Origin of the sequence: Chromobacterium haemolyticum DSM 19808 (assembly GCF_000711885.1) — a bacterium.
Classification (GTDB): Bacteria; Pseudomonadota; Gammaproteobacteria; order Burkholderiales; family Chromobacteriaceae; genus Chromobacterium; species Chromobacterium haemolyticum.
In genome coordinates this window covers 63707-77171 of the sequence record NZ_JONK01000019.1, presented here as the reverse complement: position 1 = coordinate 77171, position 13465 = coordinate 63707, and the positions used below count along the sequence as shown (strand labels likewise).

At 63.9% G+C, this 13465-nt stretch carries 16 protein-coding genes; 15 read left to right on the top strand and 1 reads right to left on the bottom strand.

Annotated features, from left to right (window positions below):
- Positions 1–23: 23 nt before the first annotated feature.
- From BR71_RS12810 to BR71_RS12745, 14 genes are all read left to right on the top strand, one after another.
- A complete protein-coding gene (locus tag BR71_RS12810; protein ID WP_019100904.1) occupies positions 24–284 on the top strand; it encodes a hypothetical protein in 261 nt (86 codons plus the stop codon).
- Positions 285–314: 30 nt separating this feature from the next.
- Positions 315–758: a type II secretion system major pseudopilin GspG gene (gene gspG / locus BR71_RS12805; RefSeq protein ID WP_019100905.1), complete on the top strand. Its 444-nt coding sequence runs from the start codon at positions 315–317 to the stop codon at positions 756–758.
- Between the two features lie 14 nt (positions 759–772).
- Entirely contained in the window at positions 773–1249 is a 477-nt protein-coding gene (locus BR71_RS12800) for a prepilin-type N-terminal cleavage/methylation domain-containing protein (protein ID WP_043637897.1), read from the top strand.
- Positions 1246–1629, top strand: coding sequence for a type II secretion system minor pseudopilin GspI (gspI, locus tag BR71_RS12795; RefSeq protein WP_043637895.1), 384 nt, complete (start codon positions 1246–1248; stop codon positions 1627–1629). The genes BR71_RS12800 and gspI overlap by 4 nt, the downstream gene beginning before the upstream one ends.
- A complete protein-coding gene (locus BR71_RS12790; RefSeq protein WP_043637878.1) occupies positions 1626–2201 on the top strand; it encodes a type II secretion system protein GspJ in 576 nt (191 codons plus the stop codon). Before gspI ends, BR71_RS12790 begins: the two co-directional genes overlap by 4 nt.
- Positions 2202–2230: 29 nt before the next feature.
- Positions 2231–3178 (top strand): type II secretion system minor pseudopilin GspK, encoded by a 948-nt coding sequence (gene gspK / locus BR71_RS12785; RefSeq protein ID WP_162179214.1) that lies wholly within the window; start codon positions 2231–2233, stop codon positions 3176–3178.
- Complete coding sequence (gspL, locus tag BR71_RS12780; RefSeq protein WP_081862647.1) at positions 3165–4355, top strand: type II secretion system protein GspL; 1191 nt, start codon at positions 3165–3167, stop codon at positions 4353–4355. The genes gspK and gspL overlap by 14 nt, the downstream gene beginning before the upstream one ends.
- A gap of 1 nt (position 4356) precedes the next feature.
- A complete protein-coding gene (gspM, locus tag BR71_RS22995; RefSeq protein ID WP_019100911.1) occupies positions 4357–4866 on the top strand; it encodes a type II secretion system protein GspM in 510 nt (169 codons plus the stop codon).
- A complete protein-coding gene (locus BR71_RS12770) occupies positions 4863–5612 on the top strand; it encodes a type II secretion system protein N (protein WP_043637871.1) in 750 nt (249 codons plus the stop codon). Before gspM ends, BR71_RS12770 begins: the two co-directional genes overlap by 4 nt.
- Before the next feature lie 264 nt (positions 5613–5876).
- The gene (gene carA / locus BR71_RS12765) at positions 5877–7004 is read left to right on the top strand and encodes a glutamine-hydrolyzing carbamoyl-phosphate synthase small subunit (RefSeq protein ID WP_043637869.1); all 1128 of its coding nucleotides are present in this window, start codon (positions 5877–5879) and stop codon (positions 7002–7004) included.
- A gap of 15 nt (positions 7005–7019) precedes the next feature.
- Positions 7020–7670 (top strand): leucine efflux protein LeuE, encoded by a 651-nt coding sequence (gene leuE / locus BR71_RS12760; RefSeq protein ID WP_019100914.1) that lies wholly within the window; start codon positions 7020–7022, stop codon positions 7668–7670.
- A 91-nt stretch (positions 7671–7761) separates the two neighbouring features.
- Positions 7762–10971: a carbamoyl-phosphate synthase large subunit gene (gene carB, locus BR71_RS12755; RefSeq protein WP_019100915.1), complete on the top strand. Its 3210-nt coding sequence runs from the start codon at positions 7762–7764 to the stop codon at positions 10969–10971.
- Positions 10972–11109: 138 nt separating this feature from the next.
- Entirely contained in the window at positions 11110–11586 is a 477-nt protein-coding gene (gene greA, locus BR71_RS12750; protein WP_019100916.1) for a transcription elongation factor GreA, read from the top strand.
- Between the two features lie 62 nt (positions 11587–11648).
- A complete protein-coding gene (locus BR71_RS12745; protein ID WP_043637865.1) occupies positions 11649–12077 on the top strand; it encodes a DUF4149 domain-containing protein in 429 nt (142 codons plus the stop codon).
- Positions 12078–12323: 246 nt separating this feature from the next.
- Here the strand turns inward: BR71_RS12745 and yhbY are convergent, their stop codons facing one another.
- Positions 12324–12644 carry a ribosome assembly RNA-binding protein YhbY gene (gene yhbY, locus BR71_RS12740; RefSeq protein ID WP_019103533.1) on the bottom strand — a complete coding sequence of 107 codons (321 nt, stop codon included), beginning with the start codon at positions 12642–12644 and terminating at the stop codon, positions 12324–12326.
- Positions 12645–12780: 136 nt separating this feature from the next.
- Here yhbY and rlmE point away from each other — a divergent pair, with 136 nt between their 5' ends.
- Positions 12781–13398, top strand: coding sequence for a 23S rRNA (uridine(2552)-2'-O)-methyltransferase RlmE (gene rlmE, locus BR71_RS12735; protein WP_043591324.1), 618 nt, complete (start codon positions 12781–12783; stop codon positions 13396–13398).
- Positions 13399–13465 lie beyond the last annotated feature (67 nt).

Here is a 13465-nt window from a genome sequence, read left to right as displayed (position 1 = left end):
TTTTTGCGGAAAGAAGCACGGCAATGTCTCACAAGGCAGTTTTACAGCAATGGGTGTTGGAAGCGCTGGCCGCGCACGGCGGCAAGGCGGACCGGCTGACGGTGGCCAAGCACATCTGGCAGGCGCGCGGGCGCGAGCTGGAAGGCACCGAGTTGTTCTACACCTGGCAATACGATATGAGCTGGGCGGCGAGCGAGCTGAGAAAGCTGGGCCAGCTCAAGCCGGCCAATGCCGGACCCGCCGGCGTCTGGGAATTGTCCGGCGAAGGCCCCTCCCTGTTTTGACCCTTTGAAACCTCGGTAGTAGGAGTAGATATGCGACACCTTTCCAAAGCGGCCCAGCGAGGCTTCACCCTGATCGAAATCATGGTGGTGATCGTGATTCTCGGCGTACTCGCGGCGTTGGTGGTGCCCAAGGTGATGAGCCGTCCGGACGAGGCGCGCGCCGTCGCCGCGAAGCAGGACTTGGGCGCATTGAGCCAGGCCCTGAAATTGTATCGTCTGGACAACGGCCGCTACCCCAGCAGCGAGCAAGGCCTGCAGGCGCTGGTGCAAAAGCCGACTTCGGCGCCGGAGCCGAAAAACTGGAAGCCGGGCGGCTATCTGGAGCGTCTGCCCAAGGACCCGTGGGGCAATCCCTACCAGTACGCCAACCCCGGCACGCACGGCGAGATCGACATCTGGAGCTTCGGTGCCGACGGCGAGCCGGGCGGCGAGGGCGTGGACGCCGACATCGGCAACTGGGACGCGGTCAAGTAAGGCCGGAGCCGTTGATGAGCTCCTCCCTTCCGGCACGCGGCTTTACCCTGATTGAGGTGATGGTGGTGATGCTGATCATCGGCGTGCTGGCCACCACGGTGACGCTCAGCATGCGGCCGGATACCCATCGTCAGGCTTCGGATGAGGCCTACCGATTGGCGCGGGTGCTGGAGCAGGCGGCGGACGCCGCCGAAATGGGGGATCCGCTGGCCCTGATGTGGGACGCCAAGGGTTATGGTTTCCGCCGTCGCGGCGACAACGGGGACTGGGGCGGCGCCAACGACGAATTGCTGGCGGACCGGCTGTGGCCGGAAGGTGTGCACGGCGGCGCGCTGTTGCTGGACGGCCAACCCTGGCCGGCGGGGCGGCCGCTGCTCTTGTGGCAGGACGGGCGCGCCAACGCGCTGGCTTTGCAGATCAAGACCGAGACGCGCAGCTTGGCCGTGACCCTATCGCCGTTGGGACGCAGCCGGGTGGACGAAGGCTCATGAAGCGCGAGCGCGGCTTTACCTTGTTTGAAGTGCTGGTGGCGCTGGCCATCATCGCGGTGGCCTTGGGCGCGTTGTTGCGAGCCACCGGTCTGGCCGCCGACAACGGCGAAGGCATGAAGCGCCGGATGCAGGCGGCCTGGGAGGCGCAGAACATGATCGCGCTGATGCAGGCGCGCCGCGAATGGCCGGACGTGGGCGAGCAGGCTGGAGAATTGGACGACGACGACGGCGCGCGCTGGCGCTGGCAGCGCGTGATCAGCCAGACGCCCAACCCCAATTTCCGCAAGGTGGTGGTGCGGGTGTTGGCCCAGGGCGATGGCCGTTATGTGCTGGCCGAGATGACCGGCTACCTGCGCATGAATGTTGGAGGCGGGTCGTGAGGGACGGCCGGCAGGGCGGCATGACCTTGATCGAGATTTTGGTGGCGATGAGCTTGCTCGCCATCTTGTCGGTGCTCGGCTACAAGGCGTTCGGCTCCTTGCTGATCTCGCGCGAACGGCTGATGCAGACCAGTGAGCAATGGGTGGACGCCGCGCGCGCCTTCCGGCGGCTGGAGGGCGATTTGACCGGCCAGATGCCGGCGCCGACGCAAGGGCAGGGGCCGAGCTTGGGCGGTAGCCAACTGTTGCTGCAAAGCGACGGCGACGGACAGACGCTGACCCTGCAGAGTTTTTCCGCCCGCTATCCCGGCGGGCAGGAGCGCATCAGCTACCATGCCGGCGCGCAAGGCCTCAGCTGGGCGGCGGGCGACGCTCAGGGCGCGGCGCCGACCGCCTACGTGCTTTTGGGCAAGGACGCCGCGGTGCGATGGCGCGTGATGTTGGACGACGGCAACTGGCTGGAGAACTGGCCGCCGCGAGAAGCCAGCTCGGCGCGCAGCCCGCGCGCGCTGGAAATGCGCATCCGCATGCCGGGCAATGAATGGGCGAAACGGATATGGGCGCTGCCATGAGGGCGTCGGGGAGCCGGAAGCAGCGCGGCATGGCGGTGATCATGGCCTTGCTGATCGTGGCGCTGGCTACCACCGCCGCCTCGCTGGTGCTATGGCAGCAAGGCCTGTGGTGGCACCAGCTGGACAATGATCGCAATCGCGCCCAACTGCGACTGGTGGCGGACGCCGGCCTGGGCTGGGCGATGGAAATCCTGCGTTTCAACAACGGCGCGGCCGGCAACGGCGTGGTGGCCTTGTCTCAGCTGTGGGCGCAACCTTTGCCGCAGACCGAGGCGCAGGGCGTGACCGTGGCCGGGCAACTGAGCGATCTGCAGGGGCGCTTCAATCTGAATTCACTGGTGCAGAACGGCCAGACCAATGCGCGGCAGCTGGTGTTCTACAAGCGGCTGTTGACCACGCTGGGTCTGCCCACGCGCTTGTCCGAACCGCTGGTCAGGCAGTTGCGCGGCGGCAAGGATTCGGAGGACGCCAGCCAGCCGGCGAGCGAGAGCCGGCCGCCGGAGCCGGGCGCGGCGGCGCCGGGCCATCCGCTGCTTCGCGTGGAGATGTTGCGCTGGTTGCCGGGCTACACCCCTGAAGTGTTGGACAAGCTGCTGCCGCACGTGGCGGCCTTGCCGGCGGACGTTAGCCAGATCAACGTCAATACCGCCACGCCGGCGGTGATGAAAACGCTGTTGCCCGGCGTGGGCGACGGCAATCTGCTGGTTTTGCTCAACCAGCGCAAGGTCAATTACTACAAGGACGCCAACGATTTCAAGGCGCGGTTGCCGGCGCCGGGCATCGTCGCCGACACCGATATCGGGGCGGCGTCCAATTACTTCATGCTGGACAGTTCGGCCCGGTTGGAGCGGGCGCGGCTGGAAATGCGGGCGCTGATCTACAGCAATATGAATGTGGTGAAGGCGTTGTGGCGGCAAGACGGCGCGGTCCGCCCGCCGCCGGCCAGGGGAAACGGAAATCAGAATGACAACGCTTAGACTCTATTTGCGGGCCGGTTGGCCCGATAGCGAACCGGGGTTGCCCTGGGCCTTGCTGGGCGCGCGCGGCGAGCCGAGCGCTCAGGGCGACAGCGCGCCGGCCGGCTGGCCGCGCGCCGATCGTTGCGAACTGATCCTGCCCGCCGGCCGCACTCTGTTCACCCAGGCGCGGCTGCCGGCCGCGGTCAAGCAGCCGACGGCGGCGATGATGGGTTTCGCTCTGGAGGAGGGGCTGATCAATGATCCCTCCGCCAATCTTTACGCTCTTGGCGGGGAGTTGCCGGATGGCAGCAGGGCAGTGGCGGTGACCGAAGCGTTTCCGGTGCGCCGGGCCGTGGCCATGCTCAAGAGCGCGGGGCGGCTCTGCGACCGCATCCTGCCGGAGGAAAGCCTGTTGCCGTCGCCTGCGCGCGACGGCTGGAGCGTGGCGCGCGGTAGCGAGGGCTGGCTGCTGCGGCTGAGCGCCACGCGCGCGGCCTGGCTGCCCTATTGCGGCGAAACCACCGAGCAACTGTTGTTTGCACGGCTGGCGACTCAGCTGCCGCCGGCCAGCCTGATTGTGTGCGGGGCTGAAGCGGCCGGTCTGATCGGCTCGCGCCTGCCCGCGTGGCAAGGCGAGCCCAAGCAATTGGCCGCGCATGATTGGCGGCATGGCCAGGCACAACAGGCTTTCGATTTCGCCAACGGCGAATTGGCGGTCAATCGCCGCTGGCGCGACTGGGGGCCGGCGCTGAGACGGACCGGGCTGGTGCTGGGCGGCTTGCTGGCGGCGCAGCTGGCGTTGACCCTGGGTCAGGCCGGCTGGTACGCCTGGCAGAAACAAAGCCTGTCGGCCGACATTCGCGCCGCCGCCAAACCTTGGATAGGCGGTCAGGCGATGCCGGGCAGCAGCGCGCTGGCAATGACGCGGGCGGTGGACAAGCTGCGGCTGAGCCACGGCCTGCCGGCTCGCGACGACGCCTTGGAACTGATGGGCGCGCTGGCCGCGCTCAGCGGCCGCGATTTGCAGACCCGCACGCTTAGCTACGAAGGCGGGCGGCTCAAGCTGCAAGTGGCGGACGTGCCGGGGGAAACCTTGCAGCGCTGGCGCAGTCAACTGGCGGCTAAGCAAATCCGCTTGGACGTGACCGCCACCCAGCAAGGGACCAAAGAACTCAGCTTGTCCCGGGAGCCTTGAAATGAAGCAATACCGTGAACAATTCGTCGCCTACTGGCGGCAGCGCAGCCGCCGGGAACAAGGGCTGCTGCTGGCGATGGCCGTCGTGCTCGGCGTCGGCGTGCTCTACGCCGGCGTCTGGGAGCCGGCGGGCAAATCGGTGGAGCGCAACCGCGCCGCGGCGGCGCGCCTTCAAGCCGAACTAAGCCATGTGCAGTCTTTGGCTCGCGAGGCAGAGCAACTGAAGCGCCAGCCCGCGCAAGCGGCGCTGCCCGCCAAGGAGCTATTGCCGGTGATTCGTCAGGTGGCGCAGAGCCAAGGCTTGTCCGAGGCTGGCTGGCACTTGAGCCCAGAGGGCGAGTCCGGCGTGGCGATGGAGGGGACGATGGCGTTCGACGCCTGGGTCAAGTTGGCCGGCGTGCTGGCGGCTCAGCACCAGGTGCGCGTGCTCAGCGTGAGGGCGGAGGCGCAGCCGATGCCGGGCCAAGTGCATATCAAGGCGCTGCTGGCGCATGCCGGAGGCGGCGCATGAAACGAAAGATTCTGATTGGCGCGCTATTGGGCGCGTTGTTTCTGACCGGCCTGGTCGCCGCCTTGCCGGCGACCTTGCTGTCGTTGCCGCTGTTGCGAGCCACCGGCGACCGCTGGCAGTTCAGCGGCGCGCAAGGCACGGTGTGGCAGGGCAAGACGCAGTTGGTCTATGTAGGGGACAAGGGCGAGGTGTTGCCCATGAGCAGGATTGGCTGGAATTTCCAGCCCAAGGCCCTGTTGTCCGGCCGGGCGATCTGGTTGCTGGAGAGCGACGGCCAGGATGGCAAGTTGGAATGGGGCTGGAGCGGCGTGGAGGTGAACGGCGTGAACCTGACGCTGCCGGTGGCGGCGCTGGCGAATCTGTCCAAGACTTGGCAGGCGGCGCGGCTGGGCGGCGATCTGCAGCTCAAGGTCGGCCAGTTCAGCCGCAAGGGCGGCCAATTGGCCGGCAATCTCCAGCTCAGCTGGCTGGGCGCGGCCTCGCCGTTGAGCCCATTGTCTCCGTTTGGCTCTTACCAGATGGACGTCAACGGCGCCGGCGCGGGCGTGGCGTTGAACGTGGCGACGCTGGATGGGCCGCTGAATCTGAGCGGGCAGGGGCAGTGGCAGCCGGGAGCGGCCTTCGCGCTGAGCGGCAGCGCCGACAGCCCTCCGGAGAAATACGACGCCTTGAAGCCGTTGATGTTGATGCTGGGTAAACCGAGCGGACCGACCAGCGTGCAATGGCAGATTCGTCCCGGGGCTTGATGCCCGTTCATTTGTCATTTTATGGAATTTTCTTGTGATTTTTCCTGTCTGGCGTTACTATAGAAAGGTTTAACCAAACGGGACTGATGCGCCAGGCATCGAGTCCCGTTCTTCACATAAAGCAATTCGAAAAGGGTAGGGACAGATCCCATCTGTCGCGGCCAGGGTCTTGCGCGAGCAAGGCGGCCAGGCGGGCGGACGGGGTCAAACAAACCGGCGCAGCCGGTTTTTCCTTACCCGCCGCAAACGCAATAGGAGCAGCTTGTGTCAACCGTACCCGCAATCCTTGTCTTGGCCGACGGCACCGTGTTCAAGGGCAGTGCTACCGGGGCCGCCGGACATACGGTGGGCGAGGTGGTGTTCAATACCGCCATCACCGGCTATCAGGAGATTTTGACCGACCCCTCCTATACCAAACAGATCGTCACCCTGACTTATCCCCATATCGGCAACGTCGGCGCGAATTCGGAAGACACCGAATCTCGCGCCGTTTTTGCATCCGGCCTGATCATTCGCGATCTGCCGCTGTTGCACAGCAACTTCCGCGCCGAAGATTCCTTGTCCGCTTATCTGAAGCGGCACAATGTCGTCGCCATCGCAGACATCGATACCCGCCGCCTGACCCGCATCCTGCGCGAAAAGGGCGCCCAGGCGGGCTGCGTCATGGCCGGGGATGTCGATGAGGCGCGCGCGCTGGAACTGGCGCGGGGCTTCGGCTCCATGGCCGGCCAGGATCTGGCCCAGGTGGTCAGCTGCGACAAGCCGTACGCCTGGACCGAGCGCGAGTGGACATTGGGCGCCGGCTATCAAGTGCAGTCGTCTACCCGCTTCCACGTGGTCGCCTACGACTTCGGCGTCAAGCACAATATTCTGCGCATGCTGGCCGAACGCGGCTGTCAGTTGACGGTGGTGCCGGCCAAGACCCCGGCCGCCGAGGTGCTGGCGCTGAATCCGCACGGCGTCTTCCTGTCCAACGGCCCTGGCGATCCGGAACCGTGCGATTACGCCATCGCCGCCATCCGGGACATCCTGAACGCCAAGCTCGCGGTATTCGGCATTTGCCTCGGCCATCAACTGTTGGGCCTGGCTAGCGGCGGCAAGACGTCCAAGATGAAGTTCGGCCACCACGGCGCCAACCATCCGGTGCAGGACCTGGACAGCGGCCGGGTGATGATCACCAGCCAGAACCATGGTTTCCAGGTGGATGAAACCAGCCTGCCGGCCAACGTGCGCGTGACTCACCGTTCCTTGTTCGACGGCACGGTGCAGGGCATCGCATTGACCGACCGTCCGGCCTTCTCCTTCCAGGGCCACCCGGAAGCCAGCCCGGGGCCGGAAGACGTCGCTTATCTGTTCGACCGTTTCATCGCCTCGATGGCGGAACGCGTTTAAGCGGGGAGCGGGGACATGCTGGGGATTACCGATCTCACCACCTATCTGCTGGGCGCCGTTCTCATTGTGCTGTTGCCGGGGCCCAACTCCATGTATGTGCTGTCGGTGGCCGCGCAGCGCGGCACGCGCGCCGGCTTTGCCGGCGCCGGCGGTATCATCATCGGCGACTTTATCCTGATGACGCTGGCGGCGACTGGCGCGGCCGGTCTGCTGAAGGCCAACCCGATGCTGTTCGCCGTGGTCAAGTATCTGGGCGGCGGCTATCTGGCCTGGCTGGGCTTCAATATGCTGCGCGGCGCGCTGACGGCCTGGCGCCGCTCCGCCCGCGGCGAAGCGGCCGAGGCCAAGTCGGTGCTGGTGGGAGAGGAAAATCCTTTTGTCAAAGCCTTGCTGATCAGCTTGATGAATCCGAAGGCCATCCTGTTTTTCGTGTCCTTCTTTGTTCAATTCGTTGATCCCGCTTACCCGCATCCTGCGCTGACCTTCGTCGCGCTGGGGCTGATCGTGGAAGCGTGCAGCACGCTGTATCTGACCGCGCTGATCGTTGCCGGCCACCGGCTGGCCCAGGCCTTCCGCCGGCGTCGCAAGTTGAGCGCGGCGCTGGGCGGCTCGGTGGGCGCGCTGTTCGTCGGCTTCGGCGCCAAGCTGGCCGCGGCCAGCTTGTAACGCAGAGATTTAATATTCGCCGTGAAGCGGTTGGGCGCCCCAGGCGTCCGGGCTTCGCGGCAAACAAAATGCAATCATAAAGAGTAGAACCATGCCAAAGCGTAGCGACCTCAAAAGCATTCTGATCATCGGAGCCGGCCCCATCGTCATCGGCCAGGCCTGCGAATTCGACTACTCCGGCGCGCAAGCGTGCAAGGCCCTGCGCGAAGAGGGCTACAAAGTCATCCTGGTGAACTCCAACCCGGCCACCATCATGACCGATCCGGACATGGCCGATGTCACCTACATCGAGCCCATCACTTGGAAAGTGGTGGAAAAGATCATCGCCAAGGAGCGCCCGGACGCCATCCTGCCGACCATGGGCGGCCAGACCGCGCTGAACTGCGCGCTGGACCTGGCCAAGAACGGGGTGTTGGAAAAATACAAGGTGGAGCTGATCGGCGCCACCGAGGACGCCATCGACAAGGCCGAAGACCGCGGCCGTTTCAAGGAAGCGATGGCCAAGATCGGCCTGTCCTGCCCGCTGTCCTTTGTTTGCCACACCATGGAAGCGGCGCTGGACGCGCAGTCCAAGGTGGGCTTCCCGACACTGATCCGCCCGTCCTTCACCATGGGCGGTTCCGGCGGCGGCATCGCCTACAACCGCGAAGAATTCCTGGCCATCTGCGAGCGTGGTTTCGAAGCCTCTCCCACCCATGAGCTGCTGATCGAACAATCGGTGCTGGGCTGGAAAGAGTACGAAATGGAGGTGGTGCGCGACAAGAACGACAACTGCATCATCATTTGCTCGATCGAGAACTTCGACCCGATGGGCGTGCACACTGGCGACTCCATCACCGTGGCGCCGGCGCAAACGCTGACCGACAAGGAATACCAGATCATGCGCAACGCCAGCCTGGCGGTGCTGCGCGAGATCGGCGTGGACACCGGCGGCTCCAATGTGCAGTTCGCCACCAATCCGGCCACCGGCGAAATGATCGTCATCGAAATGAACCCGCGCGTCAGCCGTTCCTCGGCCTTGGCGTCCAAGGCCACCGGCTTCCCCATCGCCAAGATCGCCGCCAAGCTGGCGGTGGGCTTCACGCTGGACGAATTGAAGAACGACATCACCGGCGGCGCCACCCCGGCCTCCTTCGAACCGTCCATCGACTACGTGGTCACCAAGATTCCGCGTTTCGCCTTTGAAAAATTCCCGCAGGCCGACGACCGCCTGACCACCCAGATGAAGTCGGTGGGCGAGGTGATGGCGATGGGCCGCACCTTGCAGGAATCGATGCAGAAAGCGCTGCGCGGCCTGGAAACCGGCCTGGCCGGCTTCGACCCGGTCACGAGCGACGAAGCGGCTATCCGCCATGAACTGGGCACGCCGGGACCGGAGCGCATCCTGTACGTGGCCGACGCTTTCCGCATCGGCATGAGCCGCGACGATATCCACGCGGTCAGCAAGATCGACCCCTGGTTCCTGGCGCAGATCGAAGACCTGATTGGCGAAGAGCAAGCGCTGGCCGGCCGCAAGATCGAAGAACTGGACTACGCAGAACTGCGCCGCTTGAAGCGCAAGGGCTTCTCCGACCGTCGTCTGGGCGAGCTCTTGGGCTCGGACCAGGCCGCGGTGCGCGCCAAGCGCTGGAGCCTGAACCTGCACCCGGTGTACAAGCGCGTGGACACCTGCGCCGCCGAATTCGCCACCAACACCGCCTATATGTACTCCAGCTACGAGGAGGAGTGCGAGTCCAACCCGTCCGACCGCAAGAAGGTGATGGTGCTGGGCGGCGGGCCGAACCGCATCGGTCAGGGCATCGAGTTCGACTACTGCTGCGTGCACGCTGCGCTGGCGCTGCGCGAATCCGGTTTCGAGACCATCATGGTCAATTGCAACCCGGAAACCGTATCCACCGACTACGACACCTCCGACCGCCTGTACTTCGAACCGTTGACGCTGGAAGACGTGCTGGAAATCTGCCGTATCGAAAAACCGTTCGGCGTCATCGTCCAGTACGGCGGCCAGACCCCGCTGAAACTGGCGCGCGCGCTGGAAGCCAACGGCGTGCCCATCATCGGCACCACCCCGGATATGATCGACGCCGCCGAGGACCGCGAGCGCTTCCAGAAGCTGCTGCACGAGCTGGGCCTGAAGCAGCCGCCCAACCGCACCGCGCGCGCGCCGGCCGAAGCGATGAAGCTGGCCGAGGAAATCGGCTATCCGCTGGTGGTGCGCCCGTCCTACGTGCTGGGCGGCCGCGCGATGGAAATCGTCCACGAGCCGGCCGATCTGGAGCGTTATATGCGCGAGGCGGTGAAGGTGTCCAATGACAGCCCGGTGCTGCTGGACCGCTTCCTCAACGATGCCATCGAAGTCGACGTCGACTGCGTGTCCGACGGCGAGAACGTGGTGATCGGCGGCATCATGCAGCACGTGGAGCAGGCCGGGGTTCACTCCGGCGATTCCGCCTGCTCGTTGCCGCCGTACAGCCTGTTCCCGGCGGTGCAGGATGAAATCCGCCGCCAGACAGTGGCCATGGCCCGCGCTTTGAACGTGGTTGGCCTGATGAACGTGCAGTTCGCCATTCAGGGCGACACCATCTACGTGCTGGAAGTGAATCCGCGCGCCAGCCGCACCGTGCCCTTCGTCTCCAAAGTGACTTCCGCGCCGCTGGCCAAGATCGCGGCGCGCGCGATGGCCGGCATCGGCCTCAACGAGCAGGGCTTCACCAAGGAGGTGATTCCGCCGTTCTACGCGGTGAAGGAAGCGGTATTCCCCTTCATCAAGTTCCCCGGCGTGGACACCATCCTGGGGCCGGAAATGAAGTCCACCGGCGAGGTGATGGGCGTGGGCAAAACCTTTGCCGAAGCCTATGTGAAGGGCCAGCTGGGCGCAGGCGACCGTCTGCCCAAGACCGGCAAGGTGTTCTTGTCCGTGCGCGACAGCGACAAGAACGGCGCGGTGGAAGTGGCGCGCGAACTGCAGCGGTTAGGCTTTGGCGTCTGCGCGACGCGCGGCACCGCCAAGCATTTGTCCGCGGCTGGCATCGTGGTGCAGGTGGTCAACAAGGTTAATGAAGGCCGCCCGCACATCGTCGACATGATCAAAAACTCGGAAATCGATCTGCTGATCAACACCGTCGACGAAAAGCGCCAGGCGATTCAAGACAGTCACTCCATCCGCCGTTCGGCCTTGCAGGCGCGGATTCCGCAGTACACCACCCTGGCCGGTGCCAAGGCGGTGTGCGTGGGCATGGCCCACGCCGAGGAGTTCGACGTCTACAGCGTGCAGGAACTGCACAGCCAGATTCAGGGCTGAGTCCTGACGCGGGGGCTTGGAAGCGGGAGGGGTTTGCCGTTACAATCCCTCCCATAACCCGCTACTTCAAGCCGCCGTCCAGTACGGCGGCTTGTGCTTTTGATGAAGGCGGATGCCGCCTCTGGAGAGAATTCTGAAATGATCAAAGTCCCGTTGACCGTGCGCGGTGCCGAGCTGCTGAAAGAAGAGCTGCAACGCCTCAAGAGCGTGGAACGTCCGGCAGTGATCGAGGCGATTGCCGAGGCTCGCTCGCATGGCGACCTGTCCGAGAACGCCGAATACGACGCCGCCAAGGAGCGTCAGGGTTTTGTCGAAGGCCGCATCGCCGAACTGGAAGGCAAGATTTCCAACGCGCTGATCGTGAACCCGGCTGAACTGGACGCCGACGGCCGCGTGGTGTTCGGCGCCACCGTCGAACTGATGGACCTGGAGACGGAGGAAAACGTCACCTACCAGATCGTTGGCGACGACGAGGCCGATATCAAGGTATGCAAGGTGTCGGTGAACTCCCCGATCGCGCGCGCGCTGATCGGCAAGGAAGCCGGCGACGTGGCCGAGGTGGTGGCTCCGGGCGGCATCCGCGAATACGAAGTGCTCGACGTCAAATACATCTGAGTCCCGCCGACGAGCGGGCCGGACGGTCCGCGCGCGGCGCGGCGTGGGAGAGGGACTGAGACATGGATGGATTGCGTTCCATCGCCAAGACGTTCTGGATTGGCGGCTTATGGGTAATCGGCATCATCGTGGCGCCGGTGCTGTTCGCCATGCTGGACCGGGTCACCGCCGGCATGGTGGCTGGTAAGCTGTTCGCCAGCATCGCCTGGGTAGGGCTGGTGTGCGGGGCGATTCTGCTGGTGGACCATATCCGCCGCAACGGCGCGGCCGGGGTCAAGGAAAGCGGCTTCTGGCTGGTGATGGGCATGCTGGCCTGCACGCTGATCAATCATTTCGCCGTCACTCCCATCATCGCCAACCTCAAAGCGCAGATGAATCATGCGGCCGAAGGCCTGTTCGGCGGCGGCTTCGCCACCTGGCATGCGATTTCCAGCCTGATCTATCTGATGCAGAGCTTGATGGGTTTGGTTTACGTCTGGCGCAACGACTAAGAACCTGTTCACGATCTGCTGCGCGTTGTGAGAGGTTGCACGGTGAGTACCGCTTCGAAATGCTGATGTGCCACTTGACCATTCCGCTTTTTCGCTCGTTTTCGCCTTGTCTCGCTCTTGCTCGCGAGATCTTGGACACGTTCTAAGGCGCCGTTCACGGTTCGTGAATATCCCGTTTGGAGCGGACAAAACAAAAGCGGTGGCATGCCACCGCTTTTCTTCAAGCGCGATCGCCGTGAACGGCGTTCAGCCTTTCAGCGCCTGCTTGTTCTTGGGCAGAATGATGCGTTGTTTATCGCTTGGACGCCACAGCACCAGCAACTTGCCGATGTGCTGGACCGGGGCGGCGCCCAGGTCTTCGCAGATCTGCTCGAACATGGCGACGCGCGCTTCGCGGTCGTCGCCCTGCACGCGGACCTTGATCAGTTCGTGTGCGTCCAGATTGATGGCGATTTCGCGGATCACCGCTTCGGTCAGGCCGTTGTTGCCTATCATCACCACCGGGTTGAGGTCGTGCGCCAGTCCCTGCAGATACTTGCGCTGGAACGGCTTGAGTTCAATTTTCATGAGAAATACGGATTTACAAAGCAAAAGCCGATTCTACTCGAGTTGGACGCTTTCCCAAAGTCCGGACCTAAAATAAATGAAAAACAACAGGATAGCGCGGCTGACCTGTTGCCCACCTTTTTAAGAGCACAGCGCAATGGCTAGAAGCAAGAGCAGCAACCACTGGTTGCAGGAACACGTCAACGATCCCTATGTCAACCAAGCGCAGAAAGACGGCTACCGCGCGCGGGCCGCTTACAAGCTGCTGGAAATCAACGACAAGGACAAGCTGATCCGTCCCGGCACGGTATTGGCCGATCTGGGGTCCACCCCCGGCAGTTGGTCGCAGGTGGCGGCGCGCATCGTCGGCGACAGCGGCAAGGTGTTCGCGCTCGACATTCTGGACATGGACCCGGTGCCCGGCGTCGACTTCATCCAGGGCGACTTCCGCGAGGAAGAAGTGCTGGCGCAATTCGTGCAATTGCTCGGCGGCCGCGAATTGGACCTTGTAATTTCCGATATGGCGCCCAATATGTCAGGCATGAGCGCCATTGACCAGGCCAGAAGTTTTCTGTTGTGCGAGCTGGCGTTGGAATTTGCGCGAGATCATTTGAAACCTGGCGGCCATTTTCTCGTCAAAGTGTTCCAGGGCAGCGATTTCCAAGCCTATCTCAAGTCCATGCGCGAGCTGTTCGACGAGGTAGTCACCCGCAAGCCGAAAGCGTCGCGCGACCGTTCCAGCGAAATTTACCTGCTGGGCAAAGGCCGACGCTGACATAAAGTGGCTCGCGGCGTACAATCAAAGCAAATATCTAGACAAGCAACCAAAAAGTCAGGGCACA

Coding starts and splice junctions, on each gene's coding strand:
- rlmE (WP_043591324.1), top strand. CDS start 12,781: ATGGCTAGAAGCAAGAGCAGCAACCACTGGTTGCAGGAACACGTCAAC.
- gspL (WP_081862647.1), top strand. CDS start 3,165: ATGACAACGCTTAGACTCTATTTGCGGGCCGGTTGGCCCGATAGCGAA.
- carB (WP_019100915.1), top strand. CDS start 7,762: ATGCCAAAGCGTAGCGACCTCAAAAGCATTCTGATCATCGGAGCCGGC.
- BR71_RS12810 (WP_019100904.1), top strand. CDS start 24: ATGTCTCACAAGGCAGTTTTACAGCAATGGGTGTTGGAAGCGCTGGCC.
- gspK (WP_162179214.1), top strand. CDS start 2,231: ATGGCGGTGATCATGGCCTTGCTGATCGTGGCGCTGGCTACCACCGCC.
- greA (WP_019100916.1), top strand. CDS start 11,110: ATGATCAAAGTCCCGTTGACCGTGCGCGGTGCCGAGCTGCTGAAAGAA.
- leuE (WP_019100914.1), top strand. CDS start 7,020: ATGCTGGGGATTACCGATCTCACCACCTATCTGCTGGGCGCCGTTCTC.
- BR71_RS12745 (WP_043637865.1), top strand. CDS start 11,649: ATGGATGGATTGCGTTCCATCGCCAAGACGTTCTGGATTGGCGGCTTA.
- gspI (WP_043637895.1), top strand. CDS start 1,246: ATGAAGCGCGAGCGCGGCTTTACCTTGTTTGAAGTGCTGGTGGCGCTG.
- gspG (WP_019100905.1), top strand. CDS start 315: ATGCGACACCTTTCCAAAGCGGCCCAGCGAGGCTTCACCCTGATCGAA.
- gspM (WP_019100911.1), top strand. CDS start 4,357: ATGAAGCAATACCGTGAACAATTCGTCGCCTACTGGCGGCAGCGCAGC.
- BR71_RS12770 (WP_043637871.1), top strand. CDS start 4,863: ATGAAACGAAAGATTCTGATTGGCGCGCTATTGGGCGCGTTGTTTCTG.
- yhbY (WP_019103533.1), bottom strand. CDS start 12,644: ATGAAAATTGAACTCAAGCCGTTCCAGCGCAAGTATCTGCAGGGACTG.
- BR71_RS12800 (WP_043637897.1), top strand. CDS start 773: ATGAGCTCCTCCCTTCCGGCACGCGGCTTTACCCTGATTGAGGTGATG.